General features: G+C 50.5%; 18 protein-coding genes and 1 pseudogene. 7 read left to right on the top strand and 12 right to left on the bottom strand.

Going from position 1 to position 17,543, the window contains the following annotated elements; translation table 11 throughout:
* Positions 1–7 precede the first annotated feature (7 nt).
* From HMPREF3052_RS07705 to HMPREF3052_RS07695, 3 genes are all read right to left on the bottom strand, one after another.
* Positions 8–1,318, bottom strand: a complete 1,311-nt coding sequence (locus HMPREF3052_RS07705) for an NCS2 family permease (protein ID WP_049352523.1) — start codon at positions 1,316–1,318, stop codon at positions 8–10.
* A gap of 227 nt (positions 1,319–1,545) precedes the next feature.
* Complete coding sequence (gene miaB / locus HMPREF3052_RS07700) at positions 1,546–2,868, bottom strand: tRNA (N6-isopentenyl adenosine(37)-C2)-methylthiotransferase MiaB (protein WP_070749398.1); 1,323 nt, start codon at positions 2,866–2,868, stop codon at positions 1,546–1,548.
* 73 nt (positions 2,869–2,941) lie between these two features.
* Positions 2,942–3,337, bottom strand: a complete 396-nt coding sequence (locus tag HMPREF3052_RS07695) for a hypothetical protein (protein ID WP_049329029.1) — start codon at positions 3,335–3,337, stop codon at positions 2,942–2,944.
* A 198-nt stretch (positions 3,338–3,535) separates the two neighbouring features.
* On the opposite strand from HMPREF3052_RS07695, the gene hemL reads away from it, so the two are divergent.
* Positions 3,536–4,819, top strand: coding sequence for a glutamate-1-semialdehyde 2,1-aminomutase (hemL, locus tag HMPREF3052_RS07690; protein WP_070749397.1), 1,284 nt, complete (start codon positions 3,536–3,538; stop codon positions 4,817–4,819).
* Between the two features lie 83 nt (positions 4,820–4,902).
* Here the strand turns inward: hemL and HMPREF3052_RS07685 are convergent, their stop codons facing one another.
* Positions 4,903–5,367, bottom strand: a complete 465-nt coding sequence (locus HMPREF3052_RS07685; RefSeq protein ID WP_003684381.1) for a universal stress protein — start codon at positions 5,365–5,367, stop codon at positions 4,903–4,905.
* A gap of 186 nt (positions 5,368–5,553) precedes the next feature.
* Here HMPREF3052_RS07685 and HMPREF3052_RS07680 point away from each other — a divergent pair, with 186 nt between their 5' ends.
* From HMPREF3052_RS07680 to rpmG, 6 genes and pseudogenes are all read left to right on the top strand, one after another.
* Complete coding sequence (locus HMPREF3052_RS07680) at positions 5,554–6,330, top strand: tRNA threonylcarbamoyladenosine dehydratase (protein WP_070749396.1); 777 nt, start codon at positions 5,554–5,556, stop codon at positions 6,328–6,330.
* A gap of 13 nt (positions 6,331–6,343) precedes the next feature.
* Positions 6,344–6,811 (top strand): annotated as a pseudogene (locus tag HMPREF3052_RS07675) (hypothetical protein).
* 92 nt (positions 6,812–6,903) lie between these two features.
* Positions 6,904–7,800 (top strand): segregation and condensation protein A, encoded by an 897-nt coding sequence (locus HMPREF3052_RS07670; protein ID WP_070749395.1) that lies wholly within the window; start codon positions 6,904–6,906, stop codon positions 7,798–7,800.
* 1 nt (position 7,801) lies between these two features.
* Positions 7,802–9,130, top strand: coding sequence for a branched-chain amino acid transport system II carrier protein (gene brnQ, locus HMPREF3052_RS07665; protein ID WP_070749394.1), 1,329 nt, complete (start codon positions 7,802–7,804; stop codon positions 9,128–9,130).
* Between the two features lie 250 nt (positions 9,131–9,380).
* The gene (gene rpmB, locus HMPREF3052_RS07660; RefSeq protein WP_002216391.1) at positions 9,381–9,614 is read left to right on the top strand and encodes a 50S ribosomal protein L28; all 234 of its coding nucleotides are present in this window, start codon (positions 9,381–9,383) and stop codon (positions 9,612–9,614) included.
* A gap of 30 nt (positions 9,615–9,644) precedes the next feature.
* Positions 9,645–9,800 carry a 50S ribosomal protein L33 gene (gene rpmG, locus HMPREF3052_RS07655; protein ID WP_003684373.1) on the top strand — a complete coding sequence of 52 codons (156 nt, stop codon included), beginning with the start codon at positions 9,645–9,647 and terminating at the stop codon, positions 9,798–9,800.
* A 228-nt stretch (positions 9,801–10,028) separates the two neighbouring features.
* Here rpmG and nqrM read toward each other — a convergent pair whose 3' ends face one another.
* The 8 genes from nqrM to HMPREF3052_RS07615 form a co-directional block, all read right to left on the bottom strand.
* Positions 10,029–10,250, bottom strand: coding sequence for a (Na+)-NQR maturation NqrM (gene nqrM / locus HMPREF3052_RS07650; protein ID WP_063069108.1), 222 nt, complete (start codon positions 10,248–10,250; stop codon positions 10,029–10,031).
* A gap of 17 nt (positions 10,251–10,267) precedes the next feature.
* Positions 10,268–11,335: an FAD:protein FMN transferase gene (locus tag HMPREF3052_RS07645; RefSeq protein ID WP_083318807.1), complete on the bottom strand. Its 1,068-nt coding sequence runs from the start codon at positions 11,333–11,335 to the stop codon at positions 10,268–10,270.
* A gap of 133 nt (positions 11,336–11,468) precedes the next feature.
* Positions 11,469–12,686, bottom strand: a complete 1,218-nt coding sequence (nqrF, locus tag HMPREF3052_RS07640) for an NADH:ubiquinone reductase (Na(+)-transporting) subunit F (RefSeq protein WP_004519569.1) — start codon at positions 12,684–12,686, stop codon at positions 11,469–11,471.
* A gap of 13 nt (positions 12,687–12,699) precedes the next feature.
* Positions 12,700–13,293, bottom strand: a complete 594-nt coding sequence (gene nqrE / locus HMPREF3052_RS07635; RefSeq protein ID WP_003684365.1) for an NADH:ubiquinone reductase (Na(+)-transporting) subunit E — start codon at positions 13,291–13,293, stop codon at positions 12,700–12,702.
* 3 nt (positions 13,294–13,296) lie between these two features.
* A complete protein-coding gene (locus HMPREF3052_RS07630) occupies positions 13,297–13,923 on the bottom strand; it encodes an NADH:ubiquinone reductase (Na(+)-transporting) subunit D (protein ID WP_049352534.1) in 627 nt (208 codons plus the stop codon).
* Positions 13,923–14,699, bottom strand: coding sequence for a Na(+)-translocating NADH-quinone reductase subunit C (locus HMPREF3052_RS07625; protein WP_070749393.1), 777 nt, complete (start codon positions 14,697–14,699; stop codon positions 13,923–13,925). Before HMPREF3052_RS07625 ends, HMPREF3052_RS07630 begins: the two co-directional genes overlap by 1 nt.
* Positions 14,692–15,924 (bottom strand): NADH:ubiquinone reductase (Na(+)-transporting) subunit B, encoded by a 1,233-nt coding sequence (locus tag HMPREF3052_RS07620; RefSeq protein WP_070749392.1) that lies wholly within the window; start codon positions 15,922–15,924, stop codon positions 14,692–14,694. Before HMPREF3052_RS07620 ends, HMPREF3052_RS07625 begins: the two co-directional genes overlap by 8 nt.
* Before the next feature lie 2 nt (positions 15,925–15,926).
* Entirely contained in the window at positions 15,927–17,270 is a 1,344-nt protein-coding gene (locus HMPREF3052_RS07615; RefSeq protein ID WP_070749391.1) for a Na(+)-translocating NADH-quinone reductase subunit A, read from the bottom strand.
* Positions 17,271–17,543 lie beyond the last annotated feature (273 nt).

Genomic DNA, 17,543 nt, shown 5'->3' with positions numbered 1-17,543 from the left:
GAGCGGTTTAACCCAAGAACCAGAATTTCAATGCCCACAACACGGCGACAATCCATACCATAGGCGGTACGTCTTGGGTGCGGTTGCACAAGAGTTTGATGAGTGCGTAGCTGATAAAGCCGAATGCAATACCGTCGGCAATCGAGTAGGTAAACGGCATGAAGACGATGGTCAGGAATGCCGGCGCGGCTTCGGTCATGTCGTCCCAATCGATTTCGCGCGCGCTGCGCAACATTTGCGCGCCTACATAGAGCAGGGCGGGTGCGGTAGCGAATGCAGGGATACTTTGAACCAGCGGGGAGAAAATCAGACAGGCCAGCATCAGTACGCCGACGGTAACGGCAGTCAGGCCGGTGCGGCCGCCGGCAGAAACGCCTGCCGCGCTTTCAACGTAAGGGGTAGTGGAAGAAGTACCCAAGGCGGCACCGGCGATAATGGCGGTAGAGTCGGCAAGCAGGGCGCGTTTCAAACGTGGCAGTTTGCCGTCTTGCAACAGGCCTGCGCGGTGGGAAACGCCGACCAATGTGCCGGTAGAGTCAAACAGGTCAACCAGGAAGAATACAAAAATCACGCTGACCATGCTGACGGTGAACAAGCCTTTGAAGTCCATCTGCATGAAGGTTGGCGCAATGCTCGGAACTTCGCCGACCACGCCTTTGAACTCGCTCAAGCCCAAGATAGTGGAGATGGCGGTCAGCGTCAGAATGGTAATGATGATGGAGCCTTTAACGCGGAAGTGGCCAAGTGCAACCACCATGACAAAGCCTGCCATCGCCAGCAGGGCGGTAGGCTGGTGGATGTCGCCCAAACCGACCAATGTGGCAGGATTGGCCACAATCACGCCTGCGCCTTTGAGCGCAATCAATGCCAAGAAGAGGCCGATGCCTGCGGCAATCGACATTTTCAAACCCATAGGCAGGGCGTTGACCAGCATTTCGCGCACTTTAAAGAAGCTGAACAGGATGAAAATGATACCGGAGATGAAAACGGCACCCAAAGCCACACGCCAGTCCACGCCCATGCCTTTGACGACGGCAAAGGTAAAGTAGGCGTTCAAACCCATGCCCGGAGCGAGGGCGATCGGGTAGTTGCCGACAAAGCCCATCACGAAACAGCCGATGGCTGAGGCAATACAGGTGGCCACAAATACTGCGCCCATATCCATGCCGGTTTCGCCCAAAATCAGGGGATTGACGATGATGATGTAGCACATGGCGAGGAAGGTTGTCACACCGGCCATAATTTCCGTGCGGACGTTGGTCTGATTGGCGTTGAGGTTGAATAATCTTTCCAAAACGCTTTGATTTGAAGAACTCATTCGAGATATTCCTTTGGGGAAAGCCGTTTAAGGACGGCATCAGCGGGTTTAACTGCCGGAGGCTCGGATTTTTGCCTTAACTTCTCAACAGATAAGGGAATTTTCGGGCGGTATTATACTGAAAAGCCTTTTGTTCGGGTAATAAAAATACATGAATCAGATAATGCCGGGCCGAACCAAGATAAAGGCCGTCTGAACAGTTTCAGACGGCCTTTGTTTGTGCGTGCTTATACCGGTTTGCCTTTCAGGGAGAAAGTGTAGGCTTCGGTGATTTCCAAATCGATCATTTGGTTGATCATGTCGGGTGTACCGGTAAAGTTGACCACGCGGTTGTTGGCGGTACGGGCTTGCAGTTGGTCAGGGTCTTTTTTGGAGATGCCTTCAACCAAGCAGCGTTGAACCGTGCCGATCATGGTTTGGTTGATGCGCGCGGTTTCGGCTTCGATGACTTCGTTCAAAGCTTCGAGGCGGCGCACTTTTTCTTCATGCGGCGTGTCGTCGTGCAAGTTGGCGGCAGGCGTGCCGGGGCGCGGACTGTAAATAAAGACGAAGCTCAAGTCGAAGGCAATGTCTTTGACCAGTTTCAAGGTTTGCTCGAACTCGCGCTCGGTCTCGCCCGGGAAGCCGACGATAAAGTCGGAGCTGAGGCACAAATCAGGACGGATGGCACGCAGTTTGCGGATGATGGATTTGTATTCCAAGGCGGTGTAGCCGCGTTTCATCGCGCTCAATACGCGGTCGGAACCACTTTGAATCGGCAGGTGCAGATGGGAAACTAGCTTCGGCAGGTCGCGGTAGCAATCGATAATCGCGTCGGTAAATTCGCGCGGATGGCTGGTGGTAAAGCGCAGGCGTTCGATGCCGGGGATTTCGTGGACAATGCGCAACAAAGTGGCAAAGTCGCAGATTTCGCCGTTTTCCATTTCTCCGCGATAGGCATTGACGTTTTGGCCTAAGAGATTGATTTCTTTAACACCTTGTTGCGCCAAGCCTGCAATCTCAGTCAATACGTCGTTGAGCGGGCGGGAGAATTCTTCGCCGCGGGTATAAGGGACGACGCAGTAAGAGCAGTATTTGGAACAGCCTTCCATAATGGAAATGAAAGCCGAGCCGCCTTCTACGCGCGCAGGCGGAAGGTGGTCGAATTTCTCGATTTCAGGGAAGGAAATATCGATTTGCGAGAGACCGGTGGTTTCTTTGTCGACGATGAGTTTGGGTAGGCGGTGCAGCGTTTGCGGACCGAAAACCACGTCCACATACGGAGCGCGTTTGACGATGTTTTCGCCTTCTTGAGAGGCAACGCAGCCGGCAACGCCGATGATGAGGTCGGGATTTTTTTCTTTGAGCGGACGTACGCGGCCCAAGTCGGAGAAGACTTTTTCTTGCGCTTTTTCACGCACGGAGCAGGTGTTGAACAAGATGATGTCGGCGTCGTCAGGTTGGGTAACCTGTTCGATGCCGCCGTGTTCTTCGGCGAGGACGGACAGCATTTTTTCGCTGTCGTACTCGTTCATTTGGCACCCGAAGGTGCGGATAAATACTTTTTTCATGGTTTGTTTTGATTGATTTGCTTGTTGTAAAAGGGTTCAGACGGCCTGTGAAATACTCGGGCCGTCTGAAAAATTATTCTTCCGCCTTTTTCTGCTTTTTGGCGTGTTCGATGAACCTGTCGGCTTCGGCGTCGGTCAAAATCCAGATTTCGCGGACGAGGCGGCTTTCTTCGTTGTATTTGAATGCAACGGCTTTACCGGTTTGATTCAGCAGGCGGCCCATCGGAATAAAACGGTCGTTTTCATCGTGGATTTTGGTGAAGCGGGTGATTTGCAGTTTGGCTGCATTGCCGTCCACAATGCCCAAGGTCAGCAGGCGCGTCCAAGAAAAACCGCCTTTGCTGACTTTCAGATAAGGCAAATCGACAGTCTTTAAAACGGCCACGTCCATATCGTCGGGCAGGCTGCGTTGTGCATGGACGAAGGAGGACGCCAAAAGGGTGAGGCTGAGTATGAATCCGCGTAACATGATGCTTTTCTTTTATTGTTCCAATAGGTCGCGGATTATAGCACAAGTAGGAAAAATGTGGATAGAGTGTTTGTTTTTAAAGAATAATTTTGATTTTGCGCCCGATTCTTATTTTGAAGCTTGGGCCGTCTGAAAAGGATTTGGTGTTAAAATGGCACCGATTTGATTTTCAGACGACCTCTTACGAAAGAATTGACCATGAACCGTAATGAAAGCTTGTTCAACCGCGCCAAAGCCATTATTCCCGGCGGCGTGAACTCTCCTGTGCGCGCATTCGGCAGCGTCGGCGGCGTGCCGCGCTTCATCAAAAAGGCAGAAGGCGCGTATGTTTGGGACGAAAACGGCACGCGTTATACCGACTATGTCGGCTCTTGGGGTCCTGCGATTGTCGGACACGCCCATCCTGAAGTCATTGAAGCCGTGCGCGAAGCAGCATTGGGCGGTTTGTCGTTTGGTGCGCCAACTGAAGGCGAAATTGTCATCGCCGAAGAAATCGCCAAAATCATGCCGTCCGTCGAGCAGCTGCGCCTTGTCAGCTCCGGTACGGAAGCAACGATGACCGCCATCCGTTTGGCACGCGGTTTTACCGGTCGCGACAAAATCATCAAGTTTGAAGGCTGCTACCACGGCCATTCCGACAGTTTGCTGGTTAAAGCAGGCAGCGGTCTGCTGACGTTTGGCAATCCTTCTTCCGCCGGTGTGCCTACCGACTTTACCAAACACACTTTGGTACTCGAATACAACAATATCGCCCAACTGGAAGAAGCCTTTGCCCAAAGCGGCAATGACATTGCCTGTGTGATTTTGGAGCCTTTTGTCGGAAATATGAATCTGGTTAGGCCGTCTGAAGCCTTTGTCAAAGCCTTGCGCGAATTGACTGAAAAACACGGTGCCGTGTTGATTTATGACGAAGTGATGACCGGCTTCCGCGTGGCGCTGGGCGGCGCGCAATCTTTACACGATATCAAACCTGATTTGACCACTATGGGCAAAGTGATTGGCGGCGGTATGCCTTTGGCGGCGTTCGGCGGCCGTAAAGACATTATGGAATGTATTTCCCCGTTGGGCGGCGTGTATCAGGCAGGTACATTGTCCGGCAATCCGATTGCGGTTGCGGCCGGTTTGAAAACGCTGGAAATCATTAAGCGCGAAGGCTTCTATGAAAACCTGACTGCCTTGACCCAACGCCTCGCCAACGGTATTGCCGATGCGGCTAAAGCACATGGCGTTGAATTTACGGCGGACAGCGTGGGCGGCATGTTTGGTTTGTATTTTGCCAGCCATACGCCGCAAAACTATGCCGACATGGCGCGTTCTAATATCGACGGTTTCAAACATTTCTTCCACGGTATGCTCGACCGCAATGTCGCATTCGGCCCGTCAGCTTACGAAGCTGGTTTTGTTTCCGCCGCGCATACGCCTGAGCTGATTGACGAAACCATTGCTGTGGCACACGAAGTGTTCAAAGAAATGGCAAAATAAAAGTTGAAGCTGTAATGTGAAATGAAAAAAGGCCGTCTGAAAAATATTCAGACGGCCTTTCGCTATTTTAAATAAATGCTTGATTATGCTTCTTCGGCTTTGCTGCGGATAATCAGCAGAGGCAGGTGGCTTTGGCGCATTACGGTTTCGGCGAAGCTGCCCATCAGCAGGTGCATCAGGCCGGTGCGGCCGTGTGTGCCGAGTACCAACAGGTCTGCGCCGTTTTTGTCGGCGTAGTCAACCAAGTCTTGCGCCATTTCGCGCGCGCCTTTGTTGGCAACCAACAGGTGTTTCACGATGTTTTCAACGCCGCTTTCACGCGCTGTTTTTTCTGCGAAATCCAAAACTTCGTTACCTTGAGCCACTGCGGCGGCTTCGTAGCTTTCGTGTTGCAGGAATTCAGGAGCCAAAGCCATGTATTCGGCAGGGTTGGCAACGTGAACCAAAGTCAGTTGGGCTTTGTTGAGGCTTGCCAGTTCGGCGGCGTGTTTCAATGCATTGAGGGAAGTCTCGCTACCGTCAACGGCTACAACCAGATGTTTGTACATATTTATTCTCCTTTTGCGCCGAGTAGCGGCACTTTCGTTTAATATGAAATCAGAACTTGTCTGAATGTGAAACGATTATAAACTCTTTCGGGCGGGTACAACAGCCCATCTGCTTTCAAGTATAATGTCAGTCCGATTCGCCTGTGGCGTTTTTCATTAATTTATTGATATATCACAAGGTTACTTATGCAGGACGCCGCTTTTCTTTCTTCGCGCCGCTTTGGCGGCATTGCCAGACTTTACGGAGACGAAGCACTGGCGCGCTTTTCGAGTGCGCACGTCTGCGTGGTCGGCGTGGGTGGGGTAGGCTCTTGGGCAGTGGAGGCTTTGGCACGGACGGGCATCGGTCGTTTGACCTTGATTGATTTGGACAACGTCGCCGAGTCCAATGTCAACCGCCAGCTTCATGCGCTGACCGACGATTTCGGCAAGGCGAAGGTAACGGCGTTGCGCGAACGCATTGCCCAAATCAATCCACAATGCGAAGTGGAGGAAATCGAAGATTTTGTGACGGAAGACAATCTGGAAACGCTTTTCAGACGACCTTTCGACTTTGTGATCGACGCGATAGACCAAGTGCGCGTCAAGGCGGCGATGGCGGCTTATTTTGTGCGGCACAAACAGCCGTTTATTATCAGCGGCGGCGCGGGCGGACAGAAAAATCCGGCTTTAATCCAAACCGCCGATTTGAGCCGCGTTACCCACGATCCGCTGCTTTCCAACTTGCGCTACACCTTGCGTAAACGCTACGGCTTCAGCCGCGATACCAAAGAAAAAATGCGCGTGCCTTGCGTTTATTCAACCGAGAATATTACGCCGCCGCAATCCGGCGAAGCGTGTTCGACCGATGCCGCGCCGCAAGGTTTGTCCTGCGCGGGCTATGGCGCGAGTATGCTGGTGACGGCTTCGTTTGGGCTGTATTGTGCGCAGGCGGCGGTGGAGCATATCGCGGGGCGGAAGTGAGGGGTAGAGGAAGATGGTTAAGAGCCGATTTTTTAAAGCCTATTTTATTGCCAGTCTGATTTATGCGGTATGGTTCAGCGTATTGATGTATGCTGTCGATCCGATGTTTCTCGATGTGATGGAATGCAATACGCTGCCGGGCGATTATTTATGTGTGTAAAGCGGTTATGACCGCCCATTCACCACTCTTCTTTATCCGTTTCTGTCCGTCGTGATATTCAGCCTGTTGCACGCCGGGATCATGAAATGGCGCAAACGCCGTTCGGTTAAAATGATTTGGTTTTTGGTCGGCTGCGAAAGTTTGCTGCTGTTGGCTTTGATCGTGGCGATGCTTGCGAGGGATGGTTTTATGTTTTCCCGCGATATCGGCTCAGTACTGACAGGTACAGTTTTCGCCAGCCTGCCGCTGTTGGGTATGTCCTTGGCCCAGACCTTTGCCGTCGCCATTGTTTCTCTGCAAATCAATCGTAAAAAACGCTGATTTTTATATTAAACACGGGTTGTCCTCGTTTCAGACGGCCTTTTGTTGATGAAACTTCTTACTAAACTTAAAAAGAAAAAGACCCTTTAACCATGCCTTCAGAGCACCTTATTTCTTCCACTGCCGCAACGCCGTCTGAACATACCGTTGCGTGGGTGTTCGGTCAGCCTGTCACCGATGTGCCGCAGGATTTGTTTATTCCGCCTGATGCGTTGAAGGTGGTATTGAGCAGCTTCCAAGGGCCGTTGGATTTGTTGCTGTACCTTATCCGCAAGCAAAATATCGATGTCCTCGATATTCCGATGGTGAAGATTACCGAGCAGTATCTGCACTATATTGCCCAAATGGAAGCGTATCAGTTTGATTTGGCGGCAGAATACCTGCTGATGGCGGCGATGTTGATTGAAATTAAATCGCGCCTGCTTCTGCCGCGTCCTGAAGAAGTTGAGGATGAAGAGGCGGATCCGCGTGCCGAGTTGGTGCGCCGTCTGTTGGCTTACGAGCAGATGAAGCTGGCGGCTCAGGGTTTGGATGCGTTGCCACGTGCCGGACGTGATTTTGCTTGGGCGTATTTGCCGTTGGAAATTGCGGTTGAAGCGAAGTTGCCGGAAGTGTACGTTGCTGATTTAACGCAGGCTTGGTTGGGTATTTTGTCGCGTGCCAAGCATACGCGCAGTCATGAAGTGGTGCGGGAAACCATATCTGTGCGCGCGCAGATGACGGCGATTTTGCGTCGCTTGAACGAAAGCGGGATCAGCAAGTTCAGCGATTTGTTTAAGCCGGAGCAGGGTGCGACATATGTGGTGGTCAATTTTATTGCATTGCTGGAATTGGCTAAAGAAGGTTTGGTGCGTATCGTGCAGCCTGAAAATTATGGTGAAATCGAAATCAGCCTGAAAGACGGTTTGGAGGCAAACGAAGCTGAAATGCTTTCAGACGGCTTTGAAGCCGATGAAACCGATAACGAAAATTTGAAAAAAGAGAACTAAAATGAATTCGACGACAAGTCATAACAAAGCTTCTTTATGGGCGGTAGGCTTAATGCTGTTTGCCCTGTTTTTTGGGGCGGGGAACTTGATTTTTCCTGCTTTTTTGGGACAGCAGGCCGGTGATAACTGGCTTTCGGCGATGTTCGGCTTTCTGCTGACCGGGGCGGGTTTGCCATTGTTGGGCGTGATTGCCGTCGGCTATTCCGGCTCGCGCGATGTGGAGGCACTGGCTTCCCGTGTTGCGCCTTGGTACGGCGTGACTTTTGCCACGGCGCTTTATCTGGCAATCGGCCCTCTGTTTGCCATGCCGCGTACGGCGACTGTGTCTTTTGAAACCGCGATTTCCCCTTTCATTGATGAATCTTGGAAAAACATCGCATTGGCCGTATTCAGCCTGGTGTTTTTCGGCATTACTTATTGGCTGTCGATTTCTCCGGGTAAGCTGGTTGACCGTATCGGTAAAATCCTCACGCCTGTTTTGTTGCTGTCAATTGCGATATTGGTCGGCTATGCCGCCATTAATCCGATGGGCGTGCCGCAGGCAGCGCAAGGCGATTTTGCCACTCATCCGTTGATTAAAGGCATTTTGGAAGGCTACGGCACCATGGATGCGCTGGCTTCGCTGGTGTTTGCCATTATCGTCATCGATGCCGTTCGCGCCATGGGCGTGGACAACCGCGCGGACTTGCTGAAGACCACGACGATTTCCGGTGTGTTGGCGGCTTCTTGTTTGGCAGTGGTTTACCTGTTTATCGGCTATATGGGCGCGACAGGTGTGGTCGGTATCGGCTTGCAGGAAAACGGCGCGTCGGTCTTGTCTAAAACTGCACAGCACTATTTTGGTACGGCCGGTATTGTGTTGCTTGGTGTCATGGTGCTGCTTGCCTGTCTGAGTACGGCGGTTGGCTTGATTACTTCATGCGCCGAATATTTCAACCGTCTTTGCCCGGGCATTTCTTATAAAATATTTGTGATACTGAATACGGTGGTGTCTATCCTGTTGGCCAACAAAGGCCTGTCAGCAATTTTGCAGTTTTCCATCCCTATGTTGATGCTGTTATATCCGCTGACCATCGTCATCATTCTGCTGGCTTTGACGGATAAATTGTTTGGCGGCGGCCGTATTGTCTATTTCTGCACTATGATGGCGGCCCTTATGGTCGGCTTGCTCGATGCCTATAAGGCCGCGTTTGGATTTGATGCCGAAACCGCGGCTGCCATCGAGCGCGCATTGCCGTTTTACAATATCGGTTTAGGGTGGGTTGTTCCCTCTTTAGCCTGCTTTATACTCGGCTGCATTTTGAATGCGGCATTGAAGAAAAAGGCATGACGATAAATAGGCCGTCTGAAATATTCAGACGGCCTGTTTATTTCGCCGACCACGCAAACGGCAGATGATTTTTTTAAAGAAATCCGTTATAATTGAAAAGTTAAGGCTTTGCGAAATACCGTTTCGCAGATGCAACATATTGAGAAGATTTATTTCCACAAATCCCGTTTTTTCAGTAAACGACTTGAACTGAAGGCAGATTTCGTGGTATAAATCGCGTTTTACTATTTTAGAAGTTTGGAGACTAACCATGGCACGAGTTTGCAAAGTGACCGGTAAGCGCCCGATGTCTGGCAATAACGTATCACACGCCAACAACAAAACCAAACGTCGTTTTTTGCCTAACTTGCAATCACGTCGTTTCTGGGTAGAAAGTGAAAACCGCTGGGTTCGCCTGCGCGTTTCTAACGCTGCATTGCGCACCATCGATAAAGTAGGCATTGATGTCGTATTGGCTGATTTGCGTGCTCGCGGCGAAGCTTAATTTAAACACCATTAATTAAGGATTACTGCAATGCGCGATAAAATCAAACTGGAGTCCAGTGCTGGTACTGGTCACTTCTACACAACTACTAAAAACAAACGTACTATGCCTGGCAAACTGGAAATCAAAAAATTTGACCCAGTAGCCCGTAAACACGTTATTTACAAAGAAACTAAATTGAAATAATCCGGTTTCTTCCAAGAAAAAGCTCCTGTTTTGCAGGAGCTTTTCTTTTTTATTTCCCGATTGGTTTGGAGGCTTGTTTCAAATGTGTATGCAAGATATTTTTGAATTGCTTTAATAAGAGGCAAAATAAAAGAGCGTGTATCCATTGGGGTCACGCTCTTTTATTTTTCAGACGGCCTGATAGGGGATAAGCGGTCTTAAATCATGAATAAATATTCAACAACGACTTTAATGATCGACCTTGATGCCTTGATTGTCGGAATGTTGTTTTTTATCCAGCTCTTTTTGCAAGGTATCGCATGGCGTATCGCAATCGCACATTTTCTTCATACCGAGAGAGGAAATGCCGCCGCAGCTGCCTTTAATGGTGCGTTTGGAGAAAATATAGCCGACTGCCATGCCGAGGATGACAAGGATAAAGATACCGAAAGTAAGGAGGAGGGTTTTCATGTGTGTATTCCTGAAGGTTAGTTTAATAATTTTTTGAATGCGCTGGACATTTCAGTATGGTAGCCGCCTTGCGGAGTTCGGATGATAAGGAAAACGGCGAGATTTTCTTGCTCTGCAAGTTTAAGTGCTTCGGTTTCTCCGAGGACGAATAAGCCGGTTGAAAGGCCGTCTGCAAGTGTGGCGTTTTCAGCTACTACGCTGATGGAAGCAAGGTTGTGGCTGATGGGTTGTTTGGTTTTAGGGTTGATGATATGGGAAAGGCGGCGGCCTGACTTATCAACATGGAAAATGCGGTAGTCGCCGGACGTAGCCAGTGATTTATTGTCCAATGGAATGGTAATTTGGGTGGCGCCTCCTTGAACGATATTGGGCTGCTCGATGCCGATACGCCAAGGGTTGCCTTGCGCATTGTGGCCTTTGCCATGCAACTCACCCCCGATTTCTACCAAATAATTGCCGATATTGAGTTTTTCAAGTTCGGCGGCGGTTTTATCCACGCCAAAGCCTTTGGCGATGGAGGATAGGTCTAAATAGACTTCGGGATGGGTTTTCGCCAGTGTAGGTTGCTGGCCGTCTTGGGAAAGTTTGAGTTTGTCCGTGCCGACCATTTCTGAAGCATGTTGGATTTCTTGCGTAGTCGGTTCGTGTGTGATTTCTTTTTGCGGGCCGAATCCCCAAAGGTTGACCAAAGGGCCGACGGTTACGTCCAGTGCGCCGTGCGTCAGTTTGTTTAAACGTAAGGCTTCGCCGGTTACATAGGCAAAGTCTTGGGAAATGGGCATGGCCTGATTGACGGTGCGCAGCTGGTTGAATTGGCTGATTTCGGAATCGGTCTGGTAGGTAGACATTTGACGATTGACTTCTTTAAGTGCGTCATCAATGCGTTTTTGTATTTCGGCAGGGGAGGGGAGTTTGTCTTGGCCGTCTGAAAGATATTTGACGGTATAGGTCGTGCCCATGGTCTCGCCTTGCAGGGTAATGGTTTGTTGTTTTTCGGGTTGGCAGGCAGAGAGTGTGAGTGCGGAAACGATGGCAACGGTACAACCGATTATCGGACGGTAAAACGAATTGGGAAGAAACGACATAAGGGATTTGCGGATTATTTTTTAAAACCTTTATTGTATCGTAAAAGAAAGGTTCAGGCCGTCTGAAAGTATGGTTTTCAGACGGCCTGGCAATAAAAAAAGGAAGAAACCGAAGTTTCTCCCTTTTTGTCTGTTAGCCGCCGAAATCGTCCAAGAGGATGTTTTCGTCTTCCACGCCCAAGTCTTTGAGCATTTTGATCACAGACTGGTTCATGATCGGAGGGCCGCACATGTAGAATTCGCAGTCTTCCGGTGCTTCATGGTTTTTCAGGTGGTTTTCGTAAACTACGTTGTGAATGAAGCCTGTGTAACCGTCCCAGTTGTCTTCAGGCAATGGGTCGGACAGGGCGACATGCCATGTGAAGTTCGGGAATTCTGCTGCGAGTTGGTCGAAGTCTTCAACATAGAACATCTCGCGTTTAGAACGTGCACCATACCAGAAGGTAATCTTACGTTTGGAGTTCAAACGTTTCAGCTGGTCGAAAATGTGGGAACGCATCGGCGCCATACCTGCACCGCCACCAATGAATACCATTTCGGCATCGGTGTCTTTGGCGAAGAATTCGCCGAACGGGCCGGAGATGGTTACTTTGTCGCCGGGTTTGAGTGACCAGATGTAAGACGACATTTGTCCCGGAGGCGCATCGGGTACGCGCGGAGGCGGCGTGGCGATACGCACGTTCAGCATGATGATGCCTTTTTCTTCTGGATATGAAGCCATGGAGTAAGCGCGCAAAATCGGCTCGTCTACTTTAGAAACGTATTGCCACAGATTGTATTTGTCCCAGTCTTCGTGGTATTCCTTAGGAATGTCGAAGTCTTTGTAGGCAACAGTGTGAGGAGGGGCTTCAATTTGAATGTAGCCGCCGGCGCGGAAAGGCACTTCTTCGCCTTCTGGAATGGCAAGCTTGAGTTCTTTAATGAACGTTGCTTTGTTGTCATTGGAGATGACAGTGCATTCCCATTTTTTCACGCCGAACACTTCTTCCGGTACTTCGATGTCCATGTCGGTTTTAACGTTGACCTGACAAGACAGACGGCAACCTTCGCGCGCTTCGCGTTTGCTGATGTGGGACAACTCGGTTGGCAGAATGTCGCCACCGCCGCTTTTCACGACAACGCGGCACTGACCGCATGAGCCGCCGCCACCGCAGGCGGAAGGAACGAAGATACCTTGGCTGGCAAGTGCACCCAGCAGTTTGCCGCCGGCAGGCATCGTCAGCTCTTTTTCGTTATTGACTTTGATGGTGATGTCGCCTTCGCTCACCAACTTGGATTTGGCAAACAGAATCATCAGTGCCAAAACCAAGACGATGAGGGTAAACATCACGATACCTAAAATAATCTCCATGCCGATTCCTTTCTTATAACTGGATGCCGGAGAACGACATAAACGCCATTGCCATCAGGCCAGCGGCGATAAAGGTAATGCCCAAGCCTTTGAGGCCTTTAGGGACATCCGAATATTTCATTTTTTCGGTAATGCCCGCCAAAGCGACAATGGCCAAAAGCCAGCCCAAACCTGCACCGAAACCGTATACAACGGACTCGCCGAAGTTGTATTCGCGTTGCGCCATAAACGATACGGCACCGAAAATCGCGCAGTTTACGGTAATCAGAGGCAGGTAGATACCCAATGCGTTGTAGAGGGCAGGGACGAATTTATCCAAGAACATTTCCAAAATTTGCACCAAAGCGGCAATCACGCCGATGAAGGTGATGAATTTCAGGAAGGTCAGGTCCACGCCTTCAACCAGCGCGCCGTCTTTCAACAACGAGTAAACCAGTTGGTTGGCTGGGACGGACAGGCCGAGTACGAAAGTGACAGCCACGCCCAAACCGAATGCAGTGGATACTTTTTTAGATACCGCCAAAAATGTACACATCCCCAAGAAGAAGGAAAGTGCCATGTTTTCCAGAAAGACGGATTTTACAAAGAGGCTTAAGTAATGTTCCATGTGTTATTTCTCCGCCTGTTCAGGTTTCCAAGTGCGCAGACCCCATACCAAGAAGCCGATGATGAAGAACGCGCTAGGGGCGAGTAGGAACAAGCCGTTGGTTTGATACCAGCCACCATCTTGTACGGTTTGGAAAATGGTGTAGCCAAAGAGCTTGCCTGAGCCGATCAGTTCGCGGATGGTTGCGATGATGATCAGCATCATGCCGTAACCTGCACCGTTGCCGATACCGTCAACCAAGCTTTCCAAAGGAGGCTCTTTCATGGCGAATGCTTCGGCGCGGCCCATCACGATACAGTTGGTAATAATCAGGCCGACGAATACGGACAGCTGTTTGGACAGCTCATAAGCAAAAGCTTGGAGCAGTTGGTCAACCAGCGTTACCAAGGAAGCAACAATCGCCATTTGCACAATAATACGGATGCTGTTGGGGATGTAGTTGCGTACCAATGAGATGAAGAAGCTGGAAAAACCGGTTACCAAACTAACGGAAATACCCATTACGATGGCCGTCTGAAGTTTGGTGGTAACCGCCAAAGCCGAACAAATACCCAAAACCTGCAAGGCAATCGGGTTGTTGTCGATAAAGGGTGAAAACATCAAATGTTTCAAGCGTTTCATGTCAGCCATTATTGTGCTCCTGCTGATTTCAATTTGTTCAGGTAGGGGATATAGCCGTTTTCGCCGAACCAGTAGTCGAACGAACCTTGCACACCTTTAGACGTCAGCGACGCGCCGGAGAGGGCATCTACGCCGTGTTCTTTGTCTGAACTTGCGCCTTTGCCGACGTGCAGGGCAAATTTGCCTTTTTCGTCAAACAGTTTTTTGCCGACGAATTTTTTTTGCCACAGAGGGTTGCCGATTTCGCCGCCCAAACCCGGAGTTTCACCTTGGTCATAGTAGGTAATGCCGTTGATGGTGTTGCCGTCAGGTTGAATGGCGACAAAACCGTACATGACAGACCACAAACCGTTACCGTGCATAGGCAGGATGATTTGGCTGACTTTGCCGTCTTCGCCTTTTACCAAGTAAACCTCAGTGTATTTGGCACGGCTTTTGATGCCTGCCAAATCGTCTTCAGGTTTGATTTGGATGCTTTGGGCAGGGTCTTTGCCGGCAACGCGTGCGCTGAAGTCTTTAGGCGCATCGGCGACGTATTCGCCGGTAGCCAAGTCCACGACACGTTGCTCGATACGCTCGGCAAAGGTTTTGCTGATGTCGGTGTTTTTATCCATTAAACCGGCTACGCTCAAGATATAGCCTTGTTTGTCTTGGAGTTTTTGTTTCTCTTGGATGGGTTTCAAGCCGACGACCGCACCAGCAACGATGATGGAACAAATCAAGCTGACAACCAATACCACAATCAGCGTGCCGCTGAAGCTGTCTTTATCGAATTTCTTAGCCATTGCTGCGCGCCTTTCTGCGTTTGATGTTCGCTTGTGCGACGAAATAGTCGAAAATCGGGGCAAACAGGTTGGCAAACAGAATCGCCAACATCATGCCTTCGGGGTAAGCAGGGTTGACCACGCGGATTAATACGCACATTACACCGATAAGCGCGCCGTACCACCATTTGCCGACATTGGTAAAGGAAGCGGAAACAGGGTCGGTCGCCATAAACAGCATACCGATGGCGAAGCCGCCGACCACCAAGTGCCAGTACCAAGGCATGGAGAACATGGCGTTGGTGTCCGAACCGATGAAGTTAAACAGCGAAGACATGGCAATCATGCCGATCATCACGCCGGCAATGATGCGCCAAGAAGCGATGCGGGCAAACACGATAAACGTGCCGCCGATTAAGAGCGCCAAAGTGGAGACTTCGCCGATTGAGCCGGGCACGTTACCGATAAACGCATCCATCCAAGAGATGTTTTGACCGGTTACAGCGTTTTTCAGGCCGTCTGCACCGTGTGCCGCCCATTGCGCCAAAGCAGTGGCACCAGAGTAGCCGTCAACCGCAGTCCAAACGGTGTCGCCGGTAATGTTGGCAGGGTAGGCGAAGAATAGGAATGCACGGCCTGCAAGCGCAGGGTTCATAAAGTTTTTACCTGTACCGCCGAATACTTCTTTCGCAACCACAACGCCGAAAGAAATACCCAAAGCCGCTTGCCACAAAGGCAGGGTAGGGGGAACGATCAAAGCAAACAGAATCGAAGTCACGAAGAAACCTTCGTTGATTTCGTGTTTGCGTACAGTGGCGAACAAGACTTCCCAGAAGCCGCCCACAACAAATACAGTCGCGTAAATCGGCAGGAAGAAAATCGCGCCGAACAGCATTTTGCCCAACACGCCCGCTTCAGACGACATATTGATGCCCAAAGCGTTGGCAAGGGCGTAATGCCAGTTGTTGGCGATATTTTGTTGCAGCAAATCAGGCGTTAACGCACCGAATGCCTGTACGCCGACGTTGTACATACCGTAGAACATGGTAGGGAACAAAGCCAGCCACACCAAAATCATCATGCGCTTGGAGTCGAGCGCATCGCGGACGTGGGCCGCTTTGCGCGTTACCGCGCCGGATGTATAGAAAATCGTCGCCGCAGCTTCGTAGAGGGCATACCATTTTTCATGTTTGCCGCCCGGCAGGAAGTGCGGTTCGATTTTTTCAAGAAAATGTTTCAAGCCCATAATCAGCCTTCCTTCTCAATGGTTTCCAGCACCTTGCGCAACAGCGGGCCGTATTCGTATTTACCCGGGCAGACGAAGCTGCACAAAGCGAGGTCTTCTTCGTCCAATTCCAAGCAACCCAAAGCCTGCGCGCTGTCGGTATCGCCGACGATTAAATCGCGCAAAAGCAAGGTAGGCAGGATGTCCAGCGGCATCACGCGCTCGTAAGTGCCGATGGGAACCATGGCGCGGTCGCCGCCGTTGACGGCTGTCGTGAACTTGAAGAGTTTGTTTTTCAGGAAATGACCGAGGGTCGTACGCGTAATCGAGTATTTGTCCGGCTGCGGCGCAACCCAGCCGAACAGCTCTTTGCTGCGGCCTTCTTCGATAACGGAAATCTGATTGTGGTAGCGGCCGAGGTAATCGTGCGCGCCTTGTGCAATCGCGCCGTTCAATACTGAGCCGGAAATCACGCGGTTGTCTGCGTCAACCAATTCGCCCTCAGTAATTTGCGATACTTTCGCACCCAAAACGGTACGCAAGAGGCGTGGTTTGTTGACTTGAGAGCCACCCAAGGCAATTACGCGCTCGATGTTCAGACGGCCTGTTGCAAACAAACGGCCAATGGCAATCACATCTTGATAATTGATGGTCCACACGGTTTTGTTCGCACCGACTGGCTCGATGAAATGAATGTGCGTGCCACTCAAACCGGCAGGATGAGGACCGCCAAATTCATGTGTTTCGATGTTGGCAGCGTTTTCAGACGGCACGTCCGCACCGGCTGCTTTACACACATGGATTTTGCGTTCGGTCAGACGGCTCAATACCAGCAGGCCGCGTTTGAAGTCTTCGGCGGCTTCTTTGATGATGACCGTAGGATCAGCAGCCAGCGGATTGGTGTCCATCGCATTGACGAAGATGGCGAATGGTTCGGCATCGACGGCAGGGATTTGGCTGAACGGACGGGTGCGCAGTGCAGTCCACAAACCGGATTGGATCAGGTTGCGGCGCACTTCTTCGCTGCTCAATTTTGCCAGCGCTTCAGGTGCGTAGCGTTCGAACTCGATTTCGTCGTTGCCTTCAACGGCAATCACGACTGACTGAAGTACGCGCTTTTCGCCACGGTGAATCGCGGCGATTTTGCCTGAAGCCGGAGCAGTAAATACTACGCCCGGATTCTTTTTGTCTTCAAACAGCACTTGGCCTTTTTTGACGGCTTCGCCTTCCTTGATTTTCATCGAGGGGCGCATGCCGACATATTCTTCGCCAAGCAACGCGACTTCGGTAATGGCCGGGCCGTCATAAATGACTTGCTCCGGTCTGCCCGCGATAGGCAGGTCTAAGCCTTTTTTTATCTTAATCATAAGGATGCGTTACTTTTTGGTGGGTTGAGATTCGGATGTCGGATTGTTTTTCCAGACGGCATGTAATGTTTTGAAACAACGGATGGGCCGTCTGAAAAAGCAGAGGTTTGCTATAAAAACAACGAATAAACGCAAACAACAAAGCTTTAGATTTTATCAGGTATAGGCTGCTTTATGTCAGTTTTACGCTTATTTTTACGGGAAAAGTGGGAAAAAAGTAGGAATGTGTAATCGAGTGTTAAGGGAAATAATTTTTAACTGATTGATATTTAA

Source organism: Neisseria sp. HMSC056A03 (genome assembly GCF_001815685.1).
Classification (GTDB): domain Bacteria; phylum Pseudomonadota; class Gammaproteobacteria; order Burkholderiales; family Neisseriaceae; genus Neisseria; species Neisseria subflava.
The sequence above is the reverse complement of the archived record's forward strand: the minus strand, read 5'-3'. Positions and strand labels throughout refer to the sequence as shown.